Here is a 21949-nt window from a genome sequence, read left to right as displayed (position 1 = left end):
ATGCGCCGTCCCGCCCAAGCTTAATACGACAGGCGCAGGCCCACGAAGGCCGAACGGCCCTCTCCGGGATAGAAGACGGCGGTGGAGGCCATCGTCGCGTCGGTCACGGCGCTGAAGTTCGAGATGTAGCGCTCGTCGAACAGGTTGCGCGCATCGGCGAAGACCGTCACGCCCGGTTTGACCTCCCACCCAAGGTTCAGATTAGCGATCGCATAGGCGGGCGCCTTCAGCGTGTTGGCGTAATCGACCCAGGTCTCCGACATCGACCATTCCACGCTCGGCGCGACGAACCAGCCTGAAGGATGATCGTAACGCAGCTCGGCCCGATACAGGTGCGGCGGCACGACCGGCAGGGCGTTGTCGCCATAGACCTTGTCGCCTTCGAAGAAGAAGTCCGACCAGGCGTAGGTCTGGCGCAGGCGCCATTGCGGCGCGATCCGCCAGTCCAGCCCCGCCTCGATCCCCTGGTGAACGGTCGGATCGGCGTTGAACGTGGCCGATGGGATCCCCAGGTCGGGCCGCACCGCGAAGTTCAGCAGTTCGTGTTTCAACTCGGCGCGATAGGCGGTCAGATCCCAGGTGAAGGCGGCGCGGCGTCCCCGCGTGCCCACCTCCCAGGTCACGGCCTCCTGCGGGACCAGGGGCTGGAAGCCGTCGGCGTTGGGCGACAGGGACGAGAAGTTCGGCGGCTCAATCGAGCGGGTGATGTTGGCGAACACCTGCGCCCCGTCCTCCGCCTCCCACAGCAGGCCCGCGCGGGGCGCGAACCAGTCATAGGTCTTGCCGGCCGTCAGGTCGAAGGCACCCGCGGCGCCGGGAACGGCATAGCCCTGATAATCGCGCTCGGCGCGGCCCCAGGTTCCGCCCGCAACCAGCGCCAGCCGGTCGGTGACGAACAGCCGCCCTTCGCCGAAGACGTCCAGCCCCTTGGCGTTCTGGAAGCTGCGTGCCCGCAGGTCGCCGTGTTCGCCGCCCACATTGACCCACTGTTTGGCGTCCAGATCGCCCTGGCGATACCAGGCGCCGTAGAAGGCGTCGGCGCGCATCCCTGCGAGCCGGCCCTGCCAGTCGAAGCGGCCGAAGGCGCCGTAGTTCCGGCTCTGCTGATCGATGACCTGGAAGATCGGGTGGTCCAGGTCCTTCCAGGTTCCATAGACCGCCCCCTCGAACACGGTGGCGTCGTCCAGCCGCCAGCGCGTCTGAAGCGTGGTGCGCAACGATCGCATGTTGCGCTGGTAGTTCAGGGTGATGTTGCCGGGGTTGGCCGCCTCGGGCCGGGTCAGGGCGTCGTCCCGGCCGACGCTGCCCGGGATTTCCTGATGGATGTCGCCGCCGGAGACCTGCAGCCGCACCTCGCGGTCCTGGCCGAAGCTGCGGCCGAGGTTGGCCGACAGGTTCAGCGCCTTGCCTTCGCTCTGCTGACGCCAGCCGTCCGCCGTCTGGCCGGTGACGGCGGCGAACCCGTCCCAGTCGCCACGCACGCCGGCGGCTTCGCCATGAATGCGGGCCGTGCCGTAGGAACCGCCGTCGAGCCGCAGACTGAGGTTCGACGCCGCCGTGCGGCCGGTCGGGGTGACCAGATTGATCGCCCCGCCCAGTAGGGCGCCCCCGAACCGCACGGCGTTGCCGCCCTTGTACACCTCGGTATAGCGGGCGATCAGCGGGTCGATCAGCTGGAAGTCGCCATAGCCGTCCGCGTCATTGAACGGCACGCCGTCCTGGGCCAGCAGCGTGCCCCGATTGTGGTTGGGGTTGCCGATGCCCGATCCCCGGATCGACAGACGGATGTCGCCGCCCCACTTCTTTTGGGCATAGACGCCGGGCGCGTCGCGTAGGACATCGGCCAGGTTGGCGGCGTAGCGGTCGGCGTAGGATTCGGCCGAGATCACGGCCACGGCGCCGGGCGTGCGGCTCAGCCGGGCCCGGGCGTCGGCGACGACCGGCGGATCGTTCTCGTCGCGGTCAGCGGTGACGATGACGCTGTCCAGCACCGTCGGTTGGGCCTGTGTGCTGGCGTGGGCGAGAACGGGACAGGGCGCCGCCAGGGCGGCGAGCAGCAGCGCGCACGGCGCCGCAGAAGTCTTCAATGACATGAGATTTCCTGAATGCAGAAACGGTCGGCGCACGGCTTACGAGCCGGCGCGCGGGTTCGAAGGTCTGGATTCAGGCGAGGGGTGGCGCGGTGGAGGGCGGACGCGGCGGCGCGCGGGCAGGCGGCGGGGGGCTGACGCTCAGGGGCGTATAGGCGACCGTCTCCACCGATCGGACCAGACGGACCGGCGTCGGGACCGGCGGCGCGGGCAGGGCGGCGGCCAGGGGCATGACGCAGGCGGCGCATTTGACGCCGACATGCTTCTTGATTGGGCCGTCCACGCCCCCGGTCTGGATGGTCTGGGGACCTTCCGCCGAGCAGATGACGATGGGATGGCCCGGCCGCGCCGCCGCCATGGCCGCGAACGGCAGCAGCGTGCCGAGCGCCAGCGCGAACACCGCCGCCAGGAAGGCGAGCGATTTGGCGATCGACCAGTTGTCGGCGTGGCTGCGGGTCACGGCCCGCGTCTACGGCCTTTCGCTAAGCAAAGAAAGGCGGCGTTTCGCCCTAGAGTTCGCCGCGCGCCGCCTGACGGGGGCTGAACTTGGGCGCGGGGGCCAGACGCATGACCTCGCCCTGATAGCGTTCGTCGTCGCCAGCGGCGGCGAAGGGCAGGGCGTCCGCGCAGGCCTGGAGCATCGCGTCCAGCCACGGCTGCTCGGCCTTGTGGAAGTCGCCCAGGACGTGGGGCATGACCAGTTCCTTCTCGCCCGGATGGCCGATCCCCATGCGCGCGCGGCGGAAATCGGCGCCCAGGTGGCTGATCAGGCTGCGGACGCCGTTCTGGCCCGCCGCGCCGCCGCCCGTCTTCATGCGGAACCGACCCGGCGCCAAGTCGATCTCGTCATGGAAGACGATGATCTCTGACGGCTTGATCTTGTAGAAGCGCGCGGCCTCGCCGACCGCCCGGCCGCTCTCGTTCATATAGGTCTGGGGCTTCATCAGCAGCACCTTGACCGGCCCGTCGGCGGTATCGACCTGGCCCTCGCTGACGATCGACTGGAACTTGGCCCGCTCCGGCCCGAAGCGCCAGCGACGCGCGATCTCGTCGGCGGCCATGAAGCCGATGTTGTGGCGGTTCTTCTCGTATTTGGCGCCCGGATTGCCGAGCCCGGCGATGATGATCATGGCGTCCTCATGCCGCGTGCGTCGGCCAAAGAAAAGCCCCGCCGCGGCGAACCGGGCGGGGCGTGATCTTGTCGAAGGCCGTAAGGCTTAGTCTTCGGTAGGTTCGACCGGATCCGCCGCAGCAGCGTCGGCGGCTTCATCGGCGGCTGCCGATTGGGCGGCGGACGACACCTTGATGGTGGCGATCACGAAGTCACGGTCGGTGATGGTGGCCGAAGCGCCCTTGGGCAGCTTGATGTCCGACATGCGGATGGTGTCGCCCATTTGCGACTTGGCCAGGTCGACGACCAGTTCTTCCGGGATCTGGTCGGCGCGGACCAGGATCTCGACGGCGTGACGCACGACTTCCAGCGAACCGCCCTGACGCGAGAACGGAGCCTCGTCGGCGTTGGCGAAGTGAACCGGCACTTCGATCTTCACCGGGGCCTTCGCATCGACGCGCATCAGGTCGAAGTGCAGGGGGCGGTCCGACACCGGGTCGAACTGCACGTCCTTGGCGATGACCGGCTGGGTCTCTTCGCCGTACTTCAGCGTCACCAGGTGGCCCAGCAGCTTGCCGGTGTAGAGCGACTTGCGGAAGTCCTTCTCGTTCACCGAAATGGAGACGGGGGCTTGCTCGCCGCCGTACAGGACGCCCGGCACGAAACCGGCGCGACGGGCGGCGCGGGCGCCACCGGTGCCGACGCCATCGCGGACGTCCACGTTCAGAATGATCTCGGCCATCTGGCTCGCCTCAACAACAACGGAAACACCGCGCCAACCCTGGGCCCGCGCGGCGGGGTCATGAACCCTCGAATTCAAGAGCGCGGGCTATTACACGCATCGGACAGGCGGCGCAACCGTGAAAGGCTCCGCTCAGGCCGCCTGAGCCTGATCTTTCAGCAATGCGGCCGGCGCCGCGACGATGTCCAGCAGTTCAGCGGCGTTGAAGGGCTTGGCCAGATGGTGGTCGGCCCCGGCGGCGCGTCCGGCGGCGACATGTTCGGGCATGGCGTTGGCGGTCAGCATGACGATCGGCGTGCGCGCGCTGCCCATCGTCGTCTCGTGCAGGCGAATCTCCTGCGTCGCCGTCAGCCCGTCCATGACCGGCATCTGCATGTCCATGAGCACCAGGTCGAACGTGTCGGCCCGGAAGGCCTCCAGCGCCTGGGCGCCGTTCTCGGCGACGACGATGTGGGCGGAGGTCTGGGCGAGAATCAGTTCGATGACGCGGCGGTTGGTGGGATGATCGTCCGCGACCAGCACCCGGATCACGCGCTGGCCGTCGGCGGGGTCGGGCTGGACGGAATGCGCCTCCTTGAAGGCCGGCGTCTCGCACGGGACCAGCGGTAGCGTCAGGATGAAGGCGGCGCCGCCGCCCGGCTCGCTTTCGCAATCCAGTTCTCCGCCCATCATCTGGGCCAGCTGGCGACAGATGGACAGGCCCAGGCCCGAGCCTCCGAACTTGCGTGTGATGCCGCCGTCGGCCTGTTCGAACCGGCCGAACAGGCGGCTGCGGGTCGCCGAATCGAAGCCGATGCCGCTGTCTTCGACGGTGAAGCGCAGAACCGCCCCGCCGTCGGAGCCGACGCCCCGTTGCACCGTCAGCCCGACGAACCCCTGATGGGTGAATTTGACGGCGTTCGAGATCAGGTTGGTCAGCACCTGCTTCAGGCGAACCGCGTCGCCCATGACCCAGACCCCATCCTCGAGATCGATGTCCACGTGGAAGTCGAGGTGTTTCTCGCGGGCGTTCTCGGCGTAGAGCTGGGCCGCCTCGCGCACCACCGTCGCCAGTTCGAAGGCGTCTTCGGTCAGCTCCAGCTTGCCCGATTCGACGCGCGCCAGATCGAGGATATCGCTGAGCAGGGTCTGCAGCGTCTTTCCCGAGGCCTGCATCAGGTCCAGCATCTCGCGTTGCTCGGCCGTCAGGTCGGTCTTGGCCAGGGCCTGCGAAAGGCCGATCACGCCGTTCAACGGCGTGCGGATTTCGTGGCTCATATTGGCCAGGAACTGGCTCTTGGCGACATTTGCCGCCTCAGCGGCGTCGCGCGCTTCCGCCAGGGCTTCGGCGTTGCGTTTCAAGTCGGTTATGTCGTTGCAGACGGTGACCGTGCCGCCTTCGGAGGTGCGGCGATCCTGAATCCTGAGCCAGCGGCCGCCGGCAAGTTGCTGCTCGCTGTTGGACGACAGTTTGCGGCGCGCCAGAAGGCGATCGTTGATCCATTCCTCTTCACGCCCCACGGCCTCGGGATACTGGCCCTCCCTGATGCCGATCCGAAGCGCGGCGCTGAAGGACAGGCCGACGGCCAGATGGGGTTCCAGCTCCGGGTTCACCTCGGCGTAGCGCGCGTTCCACAGCACCAGCCGGTCCCGGGCGTCGAAGAAGCCCAGGCCGTCGGGCATGGCGTCCACCGCTTCACGGATGCGACGCAGCGCGGTGGCCCGCGAACTATAGGCCATCAGCCCGAGGGCGACGGCCGTTCCGGCGAGCGTCGCCAGAACGACGATGACCAGAATCTGCATCGCGGCGGGCGACAGGCCCTGGTGGAAGGCGGCGGCGGGGTCTGGCGTGACGGTGACGGCCGCCATGCCGACGAAATGAACGGTCAACACCGTGAGGGTCGCCCCTGCGGCTCCGAACGCCAGCCGCACAAACCCGCCGCGTCGGTAGAAGAAGACCGTCAGACCCGCCAGGACCATCGCTGCGCCAATGGAGGCGGCAACCAGTCCGGCGTTCCAGGTGATCTGGGCCGGGACCTGGATTGCGGCCATGCCGAGATAGTGTGTGGCGGCGACGCCGGCGACGGCGATCATCGCGCCGAGAAGGCGCCAGGTCCTTCCCCTGACCAACAAGGTCGAACCGATCGCCACGCCGATAATCGCCAGGGCAGCGACCATGGAGGCCAGCGTCAGCAGGGGATCGTAACTAACGGGCACGCCGGCGACGAAACCCTGTTGGGCGATGAAGTGGGTGGCCCAGATAACCAGGGCCGCAGTGACGGCCGAAGACGCCGCCAGCCTGCGACGACGCTGGGGGTCACGTCTTCCCATGCGGTCCACCAGGTGGATCGAAACGGCCATGCCGATCAGACAGATCAAAGCCGCCAGCAGAGTGACCCGCCAGTCGTGATCGCGCGCAATACAGAAGATGATGCGGTCCACGAGGCCTCCGTTGGGGACACCATGACGAAAAGTCCTAAAGAAAGCGTGCGGCGAAGCTTGCTTTCGGCACAGGCTGTCTGAGCGCCGTCACAGAATCCGTGCAAGGATCGGAAATCGCCGTCCCTCACGAGGTCGCCCCCAGGCCATGCCCTACGAAGTTTCGCCCTCGCCTGTCGCGCCGGTCTCGACGTCGCGGCTCTGGACGGTCGGCGCCAGCATCGGCATCGCCATCATGGTTTTGATCGTGCTGGCGATCCTTCATCCCGTCCTGGCCAACTGGCTGATTGGCGGCGCCATACTGGTGGCGGCCTCGGCCTGGCTGCTGAACATGTCGGAGTCTTCGCCAAACCATCCGCCCGCCCTCGACGGCGACCCGGCCGAACAACCGGCCGCTCCTGAAACCGGCGACCTGCTGGATCGGGTGTTCGAGGCGCTGGACGATCCTGTGCTGGTGATCAGCGGCGGAGAGCCGGACGACATCGCCGGTCGGCGCATCGTGATGGCGAACGGCGCCGCGCGCGACCTGCTGCGGATCCAGCGCCAGGGCGCGTTGCTGGTCCAGGTGATCCGCGAGCCCGGCGTGCTGGAGGCGGTCGACGAAGCCCTGTTCGGCGGCACGGCCCGCACGACCGACTATACGACAGGCGGCCAGAGGGACCGGCGTTGGCGGGCTTGGACGCGGCCGCTATCCGCTGAGACCTCGCTGCGTCCGGGGGCGGAACTGGCTCTGCTGATCCTGCGCGACGAGACCGACGCCAGGCGTACGGAAATGATGCGCGTCGATTTCCTGGCCAACGCCAGCCACGAACTGCGCACGCCGCTGGCCTCGTTGAGCGGCTTTATCGAGACGCTGAAAGGCCATGCGCGCGACGACGTCGCCGCCCGCGACCGGTTCCTGGACATCATGTCGGCCCAGGCGGACAGGATGGGCCGGCTGGTCGCCGACCTGCTGTCGCTCAGCCGCATCGAGCTAAACGAGCACATCCCGCCATCGGGCCGAGTCGATCTGGACCGCGCGGCCTCCGACGTTGTGGATGCGGTCAGCGTCCTGACGCGAGAGAAGGAGATCGTCGTCGCCCTGGATCAGGGCGAGGCGAGGGCGTCGATCAGCGGAGACCGCGACGAAATCCTTCAGGTCGTCCAGAACCTGCTCGACAACGCCGTGAAATATTCCTCCAGGGGCGGGACCGTCGAGATTTCGGTCCTTTCCGACCTGTCCTTCGAGGAGGCCTGGGCGTCGCGCATGCCGGGCGCGACGCGACTGCCGCTGGTCACCCCCGACCGCGCGACCGGAACCCTCTACGCCGCCGTGACGGTGCGGGATCATGGTCCGGGCATGGCGCGTGAACATCTGCCCCGGCTGACCGAACGATTCTATCGCGTCGAGGGGCAAAAAAGCGGGGAGCGTCAGGGCACGGGCCTGGGGCTGGCGATCGTCAAACACATCATCAACCGGCACCAGGGCGGCCTGGTGGTCGAAAGCGCGCCTGGCATGGGCGCGGCCTTCACCGCCTGGTTCCCGATGGCGGCGGAGCGGCGCGACACGCGTTCGGCAGTCTGAGCGCTGCGGACCGCCGCCGTCATCGAACTGTCATCGAGCCGTCTTAATCCGCTGACCATTAACGGGCAGTAGTCGCGCCGCGTCGGTCCCGATGGTCTGGACCTTCGCCGATTCGCGCCTGTCGCCTTCGGACCTCGAATGATCTGGATTTACCTGTTGATCCTTATCGCGCTGAGCGCGGCCGCCTTCATCGGCGGGCGCGAGTTGGCGCGTCGTCGCGCGATCGGCGCCAAACCCCATTCGCGGCCGGGGCAGCACGGCGCCTACGCCCTGATCTGGGTCGCTGCGCCCGCCCTGCTGGTGCTGATCCTGGCCTCCGTCTTTGCAACGCCGCTGCAGCGCCAACTGACCGCCGTGGGCACGCCTGACGCCGTGGCCGCCCTTGACCATTTCCGCCGCGACGCCTTCTTCGCCGACGCCCACCGCGTCGGTCGGGGCGAGCCCGCCCTGCAGATCTGGGAGCGCCCGCTGGCCGAGCAGCTTCCGGTCGAGGCGCGCCGCATGGTCCGCATCGAACGCACCCTGTCCTGGGGCGGCGGACTCGCGGCCATCCTGGCCGCCATCCTGGGCGGGCTGTTCGCCCTGACCCAGATCAAGCCTCAAACCCGCGCTCGCAACCGGGTTGAGGGCTGGGTCTACGGCGCCCTGTTCGTCTGCTCGGCCATCGCCGTCCTGACGACCCTGGGCATCATCGCTTCCCTGGCGTTCGACAGCTTCCGCTTCTTCCAGACGGTGCCGGTCCTGGACTTCCTGTTCGGAACCCAGTGGAGTCCGCAGATCGCCATCCGCGCCGACCAGGTCGGTTCGACCGGCGCCTTCGGGGCCGTGCCCCTGTTCGTCGGCACCCTGCTGATCATGATGATCGCCATGTGCGTCGCAGCGCCCATCGGCCTGCTGTCGGCCATCTATCTTTCAGAGTATGCGGGACGCACCACCCGCGCCGTGATCAAGCCCTTGCTCGAGATTCTCGCCGGCGTACCGACGGTGGTCTACGGCTTCTTCGCCGCCCTGACGGTGGGACCGATCCTTCGGGTCTTCTTCAACGAGATCGGTCTGTTCCTGATCGGCGGTCCGTTTGATGGGCTGGGCCATTATCTGGCGCTGGTTCAGAACCAGATGGCGCTGACCGCCGGCGCCGTCATGGGCATCATGCTGATCCCGTTCGTGTCTTCGCTGTCCGACGACATCCTGAACGCGGTGCCCCAGTCGCTGCGCGACGGCTCCTTCGCCATGGGGGCGACCAAGTCCGAGACGGTGAAGCGGGTCCTGCTGCCCGCCGCCCTGCCGGGCATCGCCGGCGCCCTTCTGCTGGCCGTGTCGCGCGCCATAGGCGAGACCATGATCGTGACCATGGCCGCCGGCCTGGCCGCCAACCTGACCTTCAATCCGCTGGATACGGTGACGACCGTCACGGTGCAGATCGTGACCCTGTTGACTGGCGACCAGGAGTTCAACAGCGCGAAGACCCTGTCGGCTTTTGGCCTGGGCCTGACCCTGTTCCTGGCGACGCTGGTGCTGAACATCATCGCCCACCGGATCGTCCAGACCTACCGGGAACAATATGACTGACGCGACCCCCGATCGGATCGACGGCGTGTCCGCGAAAGGGCGGCTAGATCGTCTGCGCGCGGGGCTCAAGCACCGCCACGCCAAGGAAACCCGTTTCAAATGGTACGGCCGCTTGGCGATCGCCGCGGCCATGCTGTTCCTGGCCATCCTGCTGGTCCGTATTGTCGAGCAGGGCCACACGGCCTTCTACACCCATACGGTGACGGTGCCGGTCTATATGGACCCGGCGCGGGTCGATCGCGCCTATCCGCAAGGCTCCAACTTCGAGCAGATGGCCGCCGAGCAACAGCTGGCGCGCATGGGTATCGCGGACGACGCGGCCGGGACCAGGGCCGCCGAAATGAAGCGGCTGTTCTCTTCGGAACTGAAGTTCGTCGCCGCCGACCTGGTCGCCAAGCGCAGCGAAGTTATCGGCGAGACCGTGCCCCTGGCCGTGCCCCTATCCGACGACGCCGACCTGTATCTGAAGGGCGAAATCTCGAAGGACACGCCTGAGGCCCAGCGCCGCCTGACCGACCAGCAGATCGCCTGGCTGGACCGGATGCAGACCGAGGGTGTCATCGGCTCGCACTTCAACACCGCCCTGTTCACCAATGGCGACTCCACCCAGCCCGAACTGGCGGGGGTGCTCGGCGCCGTGGTCGGCTCGGCCCTGATGCTGCTGGTCACCGCCCTGATCGCCATTCCGCTGGGCGTCGGCGCCGCCATCTGGCTGGAAGAGTTCGCGCCCAAGAACAAGCTGACCGACATCATCGAGATCAACATCAACAACCTCGCGGCCGTGCCGTCGATCGTCTACGGCCTGCTGGGTCTGGCCCTGTTCATCAACTGGATGCACCTGCCGCGCGCCAGTCCGATCGTGGGTGGTTTGGTGCTGGCGCTGATGGCGCTCCCGACCCTGGTCATCGCCACCCGCTCGGCCCTTAAGGCGGTGCCGCCGTCGATCCGCGAGGCGGCCCTAGCCATGGGCGCGTCCAAGACCCAGACGGTCTTCAGCCACGTCCTGCCGTTGGCCATGCCCGGCGTCATGACCGGCGCCATCATCTCCATGGCCCACGCCCTGGGCGAGACCGCGCCGCTGCTGCTGATCGGCATGGTCAGCTTCGTGCCGGGCGTGCCGCACGCCATCGACCAGCCGGTCGGGGCGCTGCCGTCGCTGATCTACATCTGGGAGAACGCCTCGGAGCGGGCGTTCCACGAACGCACCGCCGCGGCGATTATCGTCCTGCTGGTCTTCATGATCATCATGAACGCGGCGGCCATCATCCTGAGGCGGCGCTTCGAGCGTCGGTGGTAAGAGAATGAAATTCCGTATTTTCCGCTCCGCCGAAGACCAGACAGGCGCTGGCCCGGTCGATCCGACCGAGACCCCGCGCATGGGCGGCCAGGTCCTGCCCGAAGCTGCGGCGCCCAAGGCGGACGCCGTCGTGGCGCCGCGCGACTATGATTCATCGGCCCTGCCTGGTCCGACCGTGATCGACAGCCCTCCCGTGGGGCCGATCAAGATCGCCGCGCGCGACGTCTCGGTCTTCTATGAAGGCAAGCAGGCGCTTTACGACGTCTCGCTGGACATCCCGGACAAGACCGTCACGGCCCTGATCGGTCCGTCGGGTTGCGGCAAGTCGACCTTCCTGCGGACGATGAACCGCATGAACGACACCATCGCCGGGGCCAAGGTCACCGGTCGGATCGCGATGGACGACGAGGACATCAACGACCGTTCCATCGACCCGGTGCTGCTGCGCGCCCGCGTCGGCATGGTGTTCCAGCGCCCGAACCCCTTCCCGAAGTCGATCTACGAAAACGTCGCCTACGGCCCGAAAATCCACGGCCTGGTCTCGTCCAAGGCCGAGATGGACGATGTGGTCGAAAAGGCGCTGAAGCGCGCCGGACTGTGGGAGGAGGTCGCCGACCGCCTGCAGTCGTCCGCCATGGGCCTGTCGGGCGGTCAGCAGCAGCGTCTGGTTATCGCGCGCGCCATCGCCGTGAACCCCGAAGTGATCCTGATGGACGAGCCCTGCTCGGCCCTGGACCCCATCGCCACCGCGCGGATCGAGGAACTGATCGACGAACTGCGCGAGCGGTTCTGCATCGTCATCGTCACCCACTCGATGGCCCAGGCCGCGCGGGTGTCTCAACGCACCGCCTTCTTCCACATGGGCCGCCTGGTCGAGACCGGCGACACGGAAGACATCTTCCAGAATCCGCGCGAGCGGCGCACCCTCGACTATATCACGGGACGCTTCGGCTAATCCGATGAACCAGCACACCGTCAAGGCCTATGGCGACGAACTGAACCAGATCACGGCCGAGGTCGCCCGCATGGGCGGTCTCGCAGAGGCCCAGGTCGCGGACGCCATCGATTCCGTCGCCCGGCGCGACATCGCCCTGGCGCGCGCCGTGGTCGAGCGTGACCTGAAGCTCGACGCCCTGCACCGGGACATCGAGAAGAAGGCCATCCGCCTGATCGCCCTGCGCCAGCCGGTCGCCAGCGACCTGCGCCGCACCCTGGGCGCCATGAAGATCGCCACCGATCTGGAGCGCACCGGCGACCTGGCCAAGAACATCGCCAAACGCGCCCTGATCCTGGCCGAGGGTGAACCGATGCAGCCCCTGACCCGCTCGATCGAGCGGATGGGGCGGCTGGTCTCGACCCGCCTGCGCGACGTGCTGGACGCCTACACCGCCTCCGAACTGGATCGCGCGGTCGCCGTCTGGCAGACCGACGACGAGGTGGACGAGCACTACAACGCCCTGTTCCGCGAACTGCTGACCTACATGATGGGCGATCCGCGCACGATCGGCGCCTGCACCCATCTGCTGTTCATGGCCAAGAACCTGGAACGGATCGGCGATCACGCGACCAATATCGCTGAGACTGTCCATTACGAGATCACGGGCGAGGAAATCTTGGGCGAACGCCCGCGCGCCCAGCCCACGGCCGAGGACTCCGATCCGACGCCGAACCTTTCGACGCCCCACCTTCCGACGCACTGAGCCGAGACCGGAGACACGACGTGCAGCCCTGTATCCTTGTGATGGAAGACGAGGACGCGCTGGCGACCCTTCTTCAGTACAACCTTGAAAAGGAAGGCTACGACGTCGCCGTCGCCGCCGACGGCGAGGAAGGCATGCTCCAGATCGATGAGCGTCTGCCCGACCTGGTCCTGCTCGACTGGATGCTGCCCAAACTGTCGGGCATCGAGGTCTGCCGACGCATCCGGGGCAAGGCCGAGACCCGCAACCTGCCGATCATCATGTTGACGGCGCGCGGCGAGGAGAGCGACCGGGTTCGGGGCCTGGACACCGGCGCCGACGACTATCTGACCAAGCCCTTTTCGATGGTCGAGCTGATCGCGCGCATCCGCGCCGTCCTGCGTCGCATCCGTCCCGGCCTGGCCGACGACCGCCTGAACCACGGCGACATCATCATCGACCGCGTTTCGCACCGTGTGAAGCGTTCGGGCCAGGAAGTGCACCTGGGCCCGACCGAGTTCCGCCTGCTGGACCACTTCATGCAGCACCCCGGCCGGGTGTTCAGCCGCGAACAGCTGCTCGACGCCGTCTGGGGCTCGGACGTCTATGTCGAAGCCCGCACCGTCGACGTCCACGTCGGTCGCCTTCGCAAGGCCCTGGCCATCGCCGACGAAAGCGCCAACCCGATCCGCACGGTCCGCTCGGCGGGCTATTCGCTGGATCTGGAAGGCTGATCTGTCAGATTTCGATCTGCTGTCCGCGATAGAGCAGGCGCAAAATACGAAACTCGCCTTTGTCTTCATCAACGACAAACACCAGGGTCACGCTTTTCTCGAAGCCGATCAGACGCACGCCGGGCAAGATATCGTCCTGGACTTCCGCACACATTGGATAGTGCGTCAGGCGAAGGCTGAACGACCGAAGTCTTTCTGCGTAACGGCCGGCGGTCTTCCACCCTGCGTTTTCAGCGACCCAGTCGTAGATGGCGTCGAGGTCGGTAAGTGCGCGACGCGAAAAGACCAGGCGCCAACGCTTCAAACGGCGGTCTTTCGGGCGAGATGGCGGGCCTGTACCCCGGCAAAGGCCTCGTCGGCCGGAATCCCTGGCTCGTCGCCTGACTTCCACGCGTCATAGGCGGGCCTCACCTCCTCGCGGACCCAGGTCGCGATGTCGGGGTTCTGACCGAACAGGTAGTTCTCGACGCTCTCCACCACATAGGCTTCGGCGGTCTCGGAAAATCCCAGGGCGACCTTGGCGTCGATCTCGCGCGCCGTTTCTTCGGGCAGTTCGACGGTGATCTTGCGGGTGGCAGACATGGGACGATCCTCTCATGAAACCGGCCACGCCGCCACCGCATCAGATCTGCTCGGCCACCACTTCGTCGGGGTCCAGCGCATAGACCGTGGCGCAGTATTCGCAGGTGACGCGGATCTTGCCGTCGTCCTCCAGCATGTCGGCGCGCTCGGCCGGGTCGAACGAGGCCAGGACCGAGGCGATACGCTCGCGTGAGCAGCGGCAGACGGCGCTCAGGGCGCGCGCGCCCTCCAACCGCACCCCGTCCTCGTGGAACAGGCGGAACAGCAAGGTTTCGGGCGAGATGGTGGGGTCGATCAGTTCGTCGTCGCCCAGGGTGCCGAACAGGGCGCGGGTGCGGTCCCACACCTCTTCCGTCGAGCCGCGCGCTTCGTCGCCGGCGATGATCTGGATCATGGCGCCGCCCGCCCGCCATTGCGAACCAGCCTCGGTCAGAACCTCGCCGACCGCCAGGCGGACCTTGGTCGGCACCTGTTCGGACTGCTGGAAATAGTGTTCGGCGCACAGCGACAGGCTTTCGCCCTCGATGGGGGTGATGCCTTGGGTGCGCTCGAAGTCGGGGCCGCGATCCAGGGTCATGACGAACACCCCCTTGCCCAGCAGGGTCTTGGCGCCGGGACGGGCGAAGCCGTTCGACGCCTCAGCCACCTCGGCCTCGTCATAGCGGCAATAGCCGCGCAGCGTGCCGTCCGTGCCGTAATCGGCCACGACGTAGCGCACCGGTCCGTCCCCCTGGGCCTGAACCATCAGCCGGCCTTCGAACTTGAGGCTGGAGCCGATAAGCGCCGCCAGGGCGCAGGCCTCGCCCAGCAGGGCGGCGACCGGCTCGGGATAGGCGTGGGCGGCCAGAATCTTGTCGATCGTCGCGCCCAGGCGGACCAGGCGTCCGCGCACGGGCCAGCCCTCGATCTGGAAGGCGGCGGCCAGATCGTCGGAAATGGGGGTGTGAGGCGCGTGATCGGTCACGGCGAGGTCCTTTGGCGACGTCATTTCGGGATCGCGGCTATGTAGGCGCCCGCAGGCCCGATGATAAGGGGTTGATCTGTTCCGAAGCGGGGTGCGGTCTGCGCTGTGATTTCTTCAGCTTCGCCCCGACGACGGAACCGTTTGCAGCGCGGTTCGCTCTTCTGGCTCAAGCGGAGCCGTCGCTCCGCCCATCACCACGCCAATCACTGAAGAGGTTCTGCCGATGATCCGCGATATCGATCCGATCGAAGAGATTCGCAAACATCCCGGCGTCACCGCAGGCAGCTTGGTCGCGATCGCCGCCGGCGCGGCGGCGGTGCTTTATCTGACGCAGCGCAGCGGGCCGACCCGCTATCAGCGCATCAAAACCCGCATCGATCCGCGCGGGTGGGTGGACACCGAGGAACTGCGCGATCGCTTCCACGACGCGGTCGACGCCTTCCGTCATCGGGCCGAAGATGTGGGCGGGCGGGCCGGACAGTTCTCACGTGACGCCCGCCATCGCGCAGCCGATGTCGCCTACGACGCCCGCGACCACGCCGATGACTGGTTCCGTTCGGCTCGGAAAAGTTCCAAGAAGGCGCTGAAGAAGGGGCGCAAATCCGCCCGTCGTCACGCCGAAGACGTGGGCGACTACGCCCGCGACCACGCCCGTGAGGGCGGCGCCATCCTGGCCGTCGCCACCATCGCCGCCGCCATCGGCGCGGCCGTGCTGGAAAGCCGCCGGCCCGACAGCCACGTGCGCCGTATCGTTCGCTTCTGATATTTTCTTGCCGCCCGCCAGTCGAAAGGCGTGGCGGGCGGCAAGGTTTAAGCGCAGCTGAGCCCTTGCATCAGCAAGGCTCGGCTTTGCCGCAGGCGCGAAGGCCGCTAAGACGCGGCCATGAGCGCGCGCCCCACCCTTATCTTCGACTTCGATTCGACGCTGGTCGACTTAGAGACCCTTGAGGCTCTGGCCGACATCGCCTTGGCCGATGCGCCGGGCGCGGCTGATACGCGCGCTCAGATCGCGACCCTGACGGATCAGGCCATGGCGGGCGAGCTGGAGTTCGGCGAGGCCCTGCGTCGTCGTCTGGCCCTGCTGCCCCTGACCCGCGCCCATGTCACGGCCCTGGCGGCGAAGGCGCCGGAGCATCTGACCGCATCCGTTCGCCGCAACCTGACATTTTTCCAGCAGAACGGGGGCGAGGTCATCATCCTGTCCGGCGGGTTCCGCGAGGTGATCGCGCCGGTCGCCGAGGAGCTGGGCGTGTCCCCTGACCGCGTGCTGTGCAACGACCTGATCTATGACGCCGAAGACCGCGTCATTGGGGTGGATGACGCCAATCCCTTGTCGCACGCCAACGGCAAGCCGGCCGCCATCCACGCCCTGAACCTGTCGGGGCGCGTCGTCATGATCGGCGACGGCTGGAACGACGCCGAGGTCAAGATCGCGGGGGCCGCCGACGCCTTCTACGCCTTCACCGAAGTCGTGCGCCGCGCGCCGGTGGTTCAGGTCGCCGACGCCGAGGCCGCCTCCCTGGACGAGGTGCTGCACGCTGAGGGCCTGGTCGGTCGCTGGTCCTTCCCGCGCAGCCGCATGAAGATGCTGCTGCTGGAAAACATCCACCCCGCCGCCGTCGAGCGGCTGGAGGAGGCGGGCTATTCGGTCGAGACGGTCAAGGGCGCCCTGGACGAAGACGACCTGATCGCCGCCATCAAGGGTGTCCATGTGCTGGGCATCCGCTCCAAGACCACGGTCAGCCGCCGGGTGCTGGAAGAAGCAGATCGGCTGATGGCCGTCGCCGCCTTCTGCATCGGCACCAATCAGATCGATCTGGACGCCGCGTCGGATCACGGCGTGGCGGTGTTCAACGCCCCCTATTCGAACACGCGCTCGGTCGTCGAACTGGCGATCGGCCTAATGATCGTCCTGATGCGCGATGTCGCGGACAAGTCGGCGGCCATGCATGTCGGCAAGTGGAACAAGTCCGCGACGGGCTCCAAGGAGTTACGCGGCAAGACCCTGGGCATCGTCGGCTATGGCGCCATCGGCAGCCAGTTGTCGGTCCTGGCCGAAAACCTGGGCATGCGGGTGCTGTTCTATGACCTGTCAGAACGGCTGGCTCTGGGCAATGCGCGGCGGATGCGTTCGCTGGACGCCCTGCTGGGCGAAAGCGACGTGGTCACTCTGCATGTCGATGGTCGCAAGGATAACGCCAACATCTTCGGCGCGGCCCAGTTCGCCAGGATGAAGGAGGGCGCGCTGTTCCTGAACCTGTCGCGCGGCCATGTGTTGGACGTCGGCGCCCTGTCCCAGGCCATGGGCTCGGGCCGCATCGCCGGGGCCGCCGTCGACGTCTTCCCGGAAGAACCCCGCACCAATGCGGATCCGTTCGAAAGCCCATTGCAGGGCCTGCCCAACATGATCCTGACGCCCCACATCGGCGGCTCGACCGAGGAGGCGCAGGAGGCCATCGCCGAGTTCGCGGCCGAGCGGCTGCTGGGCTATCTGAATCGCGGCGACACCACCTTCAGCGTGAACCTGCCGAACGTGCAGTTGGCCGAGGTGTCCGGCACGCACCGTATCTTGCACATCCACAGGAACCAGCCGGGCGTCCTGGCCGAACTGAACCGGGCGCTGGCGTCGGCGGGCCTGAATATTCTGGGCCAGCACCTGAAGACGGACGAGCGCACCGGCTATGTCATCACCGACGTGGACCGCGATTACGATCCGGAAGCCTTGCGCGAACTCAAGACCGTGCCGGGCACGTTGAAGTTCCGCACTTTGCAGTAGGCGTTCGATTTTCCTCCGAAGGCTGACGTTGCGGCATCTTGCGCTCTGCGCCAACTGGCGCATCCTCTCCTCCAACGGCCGCGAACCATGACGGCTGCGGGAGGATTCATATGTCACGCTATCTCACCGGCGGCGCCGTCGCCGCTCTGGCGCTCGCCGCCTGCGCCTTTGCAGGCTCGGCCTCGGCCCAGACCTACAACCGCCTTGTCGTCTTCGGCGACAGCCTCAGCGACAACGGCAACCTGTTCCTGATCTCTGGCGGGACCCAGCCGCCCTCGCCGCCATATTTCCAGGGCCGGTTCTCCAGCGGGCCGGTGTTCACCGAACTGCTCGGCTTCAACGCCGCCAACTTCAATGGCTCGGTGGCCGGCAGCATCAACTACGCCTTCGGCGGGTCTCGCACCGACGCCACGGCCGGTGTGCCGTTCGGCATGCTGAACCAGCTGGCGCGCTACACCGCCTCCGGCGGCACATTCAGCTCGACCGATCTGGTCAGCGTCCTGGGCGGCGCCAACGACATCTTCCAGGGTCTGCCCGCCGCCGGCGCCTCGGCCAGCCCGGTCGCCGCCATCACGCCGGTCGCGACCACGGCCGCCGCCAACGTCAACAGCCTGGTCAACAGCGTCGCCGGCGCCGGGGCGGGGACCATCCTGGTCACCAACCTGCCCAAGCTCAGCCTGACGCCACAGTTCCGCAGTACGCCGGCCGCGCCTCTGGCCGACTATGCCGTCACGACATTCAACACGGCCTTGCAGACCGGCCTGATGACCACTGCTGGTGCGCGTCCTGGCAGCAACATCATTCTGATGGACCTGTTCAAGGTCAGCGACACCCTGGCCGCCAACCCGGGTCAGTTCGGCGTGACCAATGTCACCCAGGCCTGCTTCAATGGCGTCACGGTCTGCGCCAACCCCGACAGCTATTTCTACTTTGACGGAGTCCACCCCACGGCGACAGGGCATCGAATCCTCGCCCAACTGGCGACCGACTACCTCTACTACGGCGATATCGGAGCCCAATCGACGCTGCAGGGCGAGACGACCTATCGTCACCGCGAGGATGCCCTGGACGCCGCCGGCGAGGCCCTGTCAGGCCGCGAGGCCTGGGAGGCTGGGGTGTCGATCACCACGGCGGCCCTGATCGACAGCGTCGATACCGACGCGCGCGGCTCGGTTACCGAATCGTCCAGCGACGGCTGGGGCGGGCGGATCGCGCTGGAGGCAGGGCCTTCGGCGAACTGGCGTTTCGGCCTGGCCGGTACGGCCCGCAATACCGACGTCGAGAGCCAGGCTTTGAACTTCAACGTCGAAAGCTTCGGCCTGGACGTCTATGGCGGGTGGCGCTCGGGCGACGTCTTCGTCAATGCGGCCGTCGGCGTGGCGCGCGACAATATCGACGACATCGAACGCCTGACCAGCTTGGCGCCTATCGTCCACACGGCCGAGACGCGGGCGTTCAGCACCGGCGCGCGGCTGCAGGGCGGCATGTGGTTCGACATGGGCGGCGTCGCCCTGTCGCCCCGCGCGGCCCTGGCCTATGTCTCCAGCGACGTGGACGGCTATTATGAGCAGGGCGTCGCGGCCCAGTATCAGTATGGCGACCGCACGGTGAAGGCCCTGACCGGCGAGGTCGCCCTTCGTGCCGAGGCCGAAATGGGCCGGTTCGGCGTGTTCGCCGAGGGCGGCTATCGTGACGCCCTGGACGACAGTTCCGATCCGGTGCGCGTGGGCATTTACAACAACCCCGCCCAGGTGCTGTCGCGCGAGATCGAAGATCCGTTCGGCGGTCAGTTCCTGGCGTCTGCGGGCGTTGAGGGTTCGGTGGGACCGGTCAAGGTGACGGTGGGCTATCGCGGCCGCTTCGGTGACCACGCCGACAGTCATATGGGCAGCATCCAGCTGAAGCTGCCGCTCTAAATCCTTCCTTCTCCCGTTGGGAAAAGGTGGCCCGAAGGGCCGGATGAGGGTCGGGCGCTAGGCTAGGTCGCACCGCCCGACCCTCACCCTTTGGCGGCTTCGCGCCGCCCTTCGGGTCGCGCCAGAACGACGGCTGGGCCGTCGTGCGCTTAAGCCCTCTCCCAAAGGGAGAGGGACGCGTGTTCTAACGCCCCTTCTTGCGCACCCACATGGCGGCGTCGGCCTCGGTCAGCCAGACCTCGGCATCGGTATGGCCGTCCCAGGCGCGCACGCCGAACGAGCCGCCCAGTTCGGTCTTCTCGCCCTCCCAGACGAAGCCTTCGTTCTTCAAGGCCTCAGACAACTGGCGAGCCTTGGCCCGACCCTCTTCGTAGCCCGCGTGCAGCATCAGCAGGGCGAACTCGTCGCCGCCCAGCCGACCCACGGCGTCCGACTCGCGCAGATTGGCCAGGAACAGCTTGGCCACCGCCACCAGGGCCGCGTCGCCGGCCGCATGGCCCAGCCGGTCGTTGACGCTCTTGAACCCGTCCATGTCCAGATACAGCAGCACCGCCGGCACCCGGTGCCGCTGGCAATAGGCCATGGTCCGATGCAGGGCGGCGACGAAGCCGCGCCGGTTCAGGGCGGGCGTCAGCACATCGTGGTCGGCGGCCGCCTCGGCGGCGGCGGCGCGCGTCTTCCACGCCTCCAGCTCGACGCGCAGGCGCTCGATCTCGGCGGTCAGGTCGTGTTCGGCCACGTCGGTCACGCGCAGGCAGGCTCCGGCGGCGCGACTCAACCGGACGCGCAATAGGGGGATGTTAGAGGCTGATCGCCCGACATTGAAGGCTGAGCCGTATCGAAACCGGCTCTAAACCGGGCCTGTTCGGTTGCGGGCGTGCGTCGCGTGCTGTAACGGGCGCCTTTCCGCGAGGGGCCTCGAAGACATGGCGACTTCCGCAACGCCGGTGGCGATCATCATGGGCAGCCGGTCCGACTGGCCGACCATGAAGCTGGCCGCCGATCGTCTGGATCAACTGGGCGTCGCCTGGACGGCCAAGGTCGTCAGCGCGCACCGCACGCCCCAGCGCCTGGTCGAGTTCTCGACCGGCGCCAAGGCCGCAGGATACAAGATCATCATCGCCGGGGCCGGGGGCGCCGCCCACCTGCCGGGCATGGCCGCCTCGATGACCGAACTGCCGGTGCTGGGCGTGCCGGTCCAGTCCAAGGCCCTGAAGGGCATGGATAGTCTGTTGTCCATCGTGCAGATGCCGGCCGGCGTGCCCGTAGCCACCCTGGCCATCGGCGAGGCGGGCGCCGCCAACGCCGGCATTCTGGCCGCCCAGATCCTGGCCCTGTCGGACGAAGGGCTGGCGCAACGCCTGACCGCCTTCCGCGCCGCCCTGACCGAATCCGTCGCCGAAACCGTCGAGGACTGAGTGCCCGATCTGCCGCTTCCCCCCGGTTCCACCCTTGGCATCCTCGGCGGAGGCCAGCTGGGCCGGATGCTAAGCCAGGCCGCCTCGCGTCTCGGCTTCGACGTCGTCATCCTAGACCCGGAGCCCGACAGCCCGGCCGGCCGAGTCTCCGCCGGCCAGATCGTCGCCGCCTATGACGATCCCGAGGCCCTGACCGCGTTGGGCCGGGCCGCCGACGTCGTGACCTTCGAGTTCGAGAACGTGCCTGCCGATTCCATCGAGCGGCTGGCCGAGGCCGGCGCCCTGGTCGCGCCGGGGCCGACCGCGCTGCGCGTGTCGCAGGACCGAGTGGACGAGAAGACCTTCCTCAACGCCGTGGGCGCCCCGACGGTCGCCTTCGCCGTGATCGATACGCTCGACGATTTGGTCGTCGGCCTGACGACCCTGGGCGTGCCGGCCCTCTTGAAGACCCGCCGTGAGGGCTATGACGGCAAGGGCCAGGTCTGGATCCACGCCATCGAGGACGCGCCCGCCGCCCTTGAAAGCCTGGGCGGCCGTCCGGCCATCCTTGAGGCCAAGGCGACCTTCGTGCGCGAACTGTCGGTCATCGCCGCCCGCGACTGGGACGGCCATATGGCGGTCTATCCGCTGGGCGAGAACCGGCACGAAGGCGGCGTCCTTCGCACCACCCTGGCCCCCGCCGCCGTGGACGAAAAGACTCAAGTCCGCGCGCGCGCCATCGCCGAGGCGATTTTGGACGGGCTGGACTATGTCGGCGTGGTGGGCGTCGAACTGTTCGACCTGGGAGACGACGTCCTGCTGGTCAACGAGATCGCCCCGCGCGTCCACAACACCGGCCACTGGACCCAGGACGGCTGCGTCTGCGACCAGTTCGAACAGCATATCCGCGCGGTGACCGGCTGGCCGCTGGGCCCGACGACGGCCCACGCCCGCATCGAAATGACCAACCTGCTGGGCGAAGAGGTCGAGGACTGGCGCAAGCTCTCGGCTAAGTCCGACGAACGCCTGCACCTCTACGGCAAGGCTGAAGCGCGGCCGGGCCGCAAGATGGCGCACGTGAATCGGGTGTTGGGCGCGGTCTAACTTCTT

20 protein-coding genes are annotated in these 21949 nt (G+C 67.4%); 11 read left to right on the top strand and 9 right to left on the bottom strand.

Going from position 1 to position 21949, the window contains the following annotated elements; translation table 11 throughout:
• Nucleotides 1–20: 20 nt before the first annotated feature.
• From ACODSC_RS07985 to ACODSC_RS07965, 5 genes are all read right to left on the bottom strand, one after another.
• The gene (locus ACODSC_RS07985) at nucleotides 21–2093 is read right to left on the bottom strand and encodes a TonB-dependent receptor family protein (protein WP_488813349.1); all 2073 of its coding nucleotides are present in this window, start codon (nucleotides 2091–2093) and stop codon (nucleotides 21–23) included.
• A 70-nt stretch (nucleotides 2094–2163) separates the two neighbouring features.
• Nucleotides 2164–2550, bottom strand: a complete 387-nt coding sequence (locus ACODSC_RS07980; RefSeq protein ID WP_488813348.1) for a hypothetical protein — start codon at nucleotides 2548–2550, stop codon at nucleotides 2164–2166.
• 49 nt (nucleotides 2551–2599) lie between these two features.
• Nucleotides 2600–3220, bottom strand: coding sequence for an aminoacyl-tRNA hydrolase (gene pth, locus ACODSC_RS07975; RefSeq protein ID WP_488813347.1), 621 nt, complete (start codon nucleotides 3218–3220; stop codon nucleotides 2600–2602).
• An 87-nt stretch (nucleotides 3221–3307) separates the two neighbouring features.
• Entirely contained in the window at nucleotides 3308–3943 is a 636-nt protein-coding gene (locus ACODSC_RS07970) for a 50S ribosomal protein L25/general stress protein Ctc (protein ID WP_488813346.1), read from the bottom strand.
• 132 nt (nucleotides 3944–4075) lie between these two features.
• Nucleotides 4076–6364 carry an ATP-binding protein gene (locus ACODSC_RS07965; RefSeq protein WP_488813345.1) on the bottom strand — a complete coding sequence of 763 codons (2289 nt, stop codon included), beginning with the start codon at nucleotides 6362–6364 and terminating at the stop codon, nucleotides 4076–4078.
• A 145-nt stretch (nucleotides 6365–6509) separates the two neighbouring features.
• On the opposite strand from ACODSC_RS07965, the gene ACODSC_RS07960 reads away from it, so the two are divergent.
• The 6 genes from ACODSC_RS07960 to phoB all read left to right on the top strand — a co-directional run bounded on the left by ACODSC_RS07960 (nucleotide 6510) and on the right by phoB (nucleotide 13204).
• Nucleotides 6510–7925 (top strand): sensor histidine kinase, encoded by a 1416-nt coding sequence (locus ACODSC_RS07960; protein ID WP_488813344.1) that lies wholly within the window; start codon nucleotides 6510–6512, stop codon nucleotides 7923–7925.
• 138 nt (nucleotides 7926–8063) lie between these two features.
• Complete coding sequence (gene pstC, locus ACODSC_RS07955; RefSeq protein WP_488813343.1) at nucleotides 8064–9494, top strand: phosphate ABC transporter permease subunit PstC; 1431 nt, start codon at nucleotides 8064–8066, stop codon at nucleotides 9492–9494.
• Nucleotides 9487–10791, top strand: coding sequence for a phosphate ABC transporter permease PstA (gene pstA / locus ACODSC_RS07950; protein ID WP_488813342.1), 1305 nt, complete (start codon nucleotides 9487–9489; stop codon nucleotides 10789–10791). Before pstC ends, pstA begins: the two co-directional genes overlap by 8 nt.
• 4 nt (nucleotides 10792–10795) lie before the next feature.
• Nucleotides 10796–11746 (top strand): phosphate ABC transporter ATP-binding protein PstB, encoded by a 951-nt coding sequence (gene pstB, locus ACODSC_RS07945; RefSeq protein WP_488813341.1) that lies wholly within the window; start codon nucleotides 10796–10798, stop codon nucleotides 11744–11746.
• Nucleotides 11747–11750: 4 nt separating this feature from the next.
• On the top strand, nucleotides 11751–12491 hold the full coding sequence (gene phoU / locus ACODSC_RS07940) for a phosphate signaling complex protein PhoU (RefSeq protein ID WP_488813340.1): 741 nt from the start codon (nucleotides 11751–11753) through the stop codon (nucleotides 12489–12491).
• A 20-nt stretch (nucleotides 12492–12511) separates the two neighbouring features.
• Nucleotides 12512–13204: a phosphate regulon transcriptional regulator PhoB gene (gene phoB, locus ACODSC_RS07935; protein WP_488813339.1), complete on the top strand. Its 693-nt coding sequence runs from the start codon at nucleotides 12512–12514 to the stop codon at nucleotides 13202–13204.
• A gap of 4 nt (nucleotides 13205–13208) precedes the next feature.
• Here phoB and ACODSC_RS07930 read toward each other — a convergent pair whose 3' ends face one another.
• From ACODSC_RS07930 to ACODSC_RS07920, 3 genes are read right to left on the bottom strand one after another with little or no spacing between them, the layout of a single operon-like run.
• A complete protein-coding gene (locus ACODSC_RS07930) occupies nucleotides 13209–13508 on the bottom strand; it encodes a type II toxin-antitoxin system RelE/ParE family toxin (protein ID WP_488813338.1) in 300 nt (99 codons plus the stop codon).
• Complete coding sequence (locus ACODSC_RS07925; protein WP_488813337.1) at nucleotides 13505–13786, bottom strand: hypothetical protein; 282 nt, start codon at nucleotides 13784–13786, stop codon at nucleotides 13505–13507. The genes ACODSC_RS07930 and ACODSC_RS07925 overlap by 4 nt, the downstream gene beginning before the upstream one ends.
• A gap of 40 nt (nucleotides 13787–13826) precedes the next feature.
• Nucleotides 13827–14750, bottom strand: coding sequence for an Hsp33 family molecular chaperone (locus ACODSC_RS07920; RefSeq protein WP_488813336.1), 924 nt, complete (start codon nucleotides 14748–14750; stop codon nucleotides 13827–13829).
• 223 nt (nucleotides 14751–14973) lie between these two features.
• Here ACODSC_RS07920 and ACODSC_RS07915 point away from each other — a divergent pair, with 223 nt between their 5' ends.
• From ACODSC_RS07915 to ACODSC_RS07905, 3 genes are all read left to right on the top strand, one after another.
• On the top strand, nucleotides 14974–15513 hold the full coding sequence (locus tag ACODSC_RS07915) for a hypothetical protein (protein WP_488813335.1): 540 nt from the start codon (nucleotides 14974–14976) through the stop codon (nucleotides 15511–15513).
• Nucleotides 15514–15633: 120 nt separating this feature from the next.
• Nucleotides 15634–17526: a phosphoglycerate dehydrogenase gene (gene serA, locus ACODSC_RS07910; protein ID WP_488813334.1), complete on the top strand. Its 1893-nt coding sequence runs from the start codon at nucleotides 15634–15636 to the stop codon at nucleotides 17524–17526.
• A gap of 110 nt (nucleotides 17527–17636) precedes the next feature.
• Entirely contained in the window at nucleotides 17637–19442 is a 1806-nt protein-coding gene (locus ACODSC_RS07905) for an autotransporter domain-containing protein (RefSeq protein WP_488813333.1), read from the top strand.
• 184 nt (nucleotides 19443–19626) lie between these two features.
• Here the strand turns inward: ACODSC_RS07905 and ACODSC_RS07900 are convergent, their stop codons facing one another.
• On the bottom strand, nucleotides 19627–20190 hold the full coding sequence (locus ACODSC_RS07900) for a GGDEF domain-containing protein (RefSeq protein ID WP_488813332.1): 564 nt from the start codon (nucleotides 20188–20190) through the stop codon (nucleotides 19627–19629).
• Between the two features lie 178 nt (nucleotides 20191–20368).
• Here ACODSC_RS07900 and purE point away from each other — a divergent pair, with 178 nt between their 5' ends.
• Complete coding sequence (purE, locus tag ACODSC_RS07895; protein WP_488813331.1) at nucleotides 20369–20860, top strand: 5-(carboxyamino)imidazole ribonucleotide mutase; 492 nt, start codon at nucleotides 20369–20371, stop codon at nucleotides 20858–20860.
• Nucleotides 20861–21943 (top strand): 5-(carboxyamino)imidazole ribonucleotide synthase, encoded by a 1083-nt coding sequence (locus tag ACODSC_RS07890; protein ID WP_488813330.1) that lies wholly within the window; start codon nucleotides 20861–20863, stop codon nucleotides 21941–21943.
• The last annotated feature ends 6 nt before the right edge of the window (nucleotides 21944–21949 follow it).

The sequence above is a fragment of the Brevundimonas sp. FG128 genome (assembly GCF_057809775.1).
The sequence above is the reverse complement of the archived record's forward strand: the minus strand, read 5'-3'. Positions and strand labels throughout refer to the sequence as shown.

Excerpts from the sequence above, each read along its gene's own strand:
- pth (WP_488813347.1), bottom strand. The coding sequence starts at position 3,220 with ATGATCATCATCGCCGGGCTCGGCAATCCGGGCGCCAAATACGAGAAG.
- purE (WP_488813331.1), top strand. The coding sequence starts at position 20,369 with ATGGCGACTTCCGCAACGCCGGTGGCGATCATCATGGGCAGCCGGTCC.
- serA (WP_488813334.1), top strand. The coding sequence starts at position 15,634 with ATGAGCGCGCGCCCCACCCTTATCTTCGACTTCGATTCGACGCTGGTC.
- ACODSC_RS07925 (WP_488813337.1), bottom strand. The coding sequence starts at position 13,786 with ATGTCTGCCACCCGCAAGATCACCGTCGAACTGCCCGAAGAAACGGCG.
- pstC (WP_488813343.1), top strand. The coding sequence starts at position 8,064 with ATGATCTGGATTTACCTGTTGATCCTTATCGCGCTGAGCGCGGCCGCC.
- ACODSC_RS07985 (WP_488813349.1), bottom strand. The coding sequence starts at position 2,093 with ATGTCATTGAAGACTTCTGCGGCGCCGTGCGCGCTGCTGCTCGCCGCC.
- phoU (WP_488813340.1), top strand. The coding sequence starts at position 11,751 with ATGAACCAGCACACCGTCAAGGCCTATGGCGACGAACTGAACCAGATC.
- ACODSC_RS07960 (WP_488813344.1), top strand. The coding sequence starts at position 6,510 with ATGCCCTACGAAGTTTCGCCCTCGCCTGTCGCGCCGGTCTCGACGTCG.
- ACODSC_RS07915 (WP_488813335.1), top strand. The coding sequence starts at position 14,974 with ATGATCCGCGATATCGATCCGATCGAAGAGATTCGCAAACATCCCGGC.
- pstB (WP_488813341.1), top strand. The coding sequence starts at position 10,796 with ATGAAATTCCGTATTTTCCGCTCCGCCGAAGACCAGACAGGCGCTGGC.
- pstA (WP_488813342.1), top strand. The coding sequence starts at position 9,487 with ATGACTGACGCGACCCCCGATCGGATCGACGGCGTGTCCGCGAAAGGG.
- ACODSC_RS07970 (WP_488813346.1), bottom strand. The coding sequence starts at position 3,943 with ATGGCCGAGATCATTCTGAACGTGGACGTCCGCGATGGCGTCGGCACC.
- ACODSC_RS07905 (WP_488813333.1), top strand. The coding sequence starts at position 17,637 with ATGTCACGCTATCTCACCGGCGGCGCCGTCGCCGCTCTGGCGCTCGCC.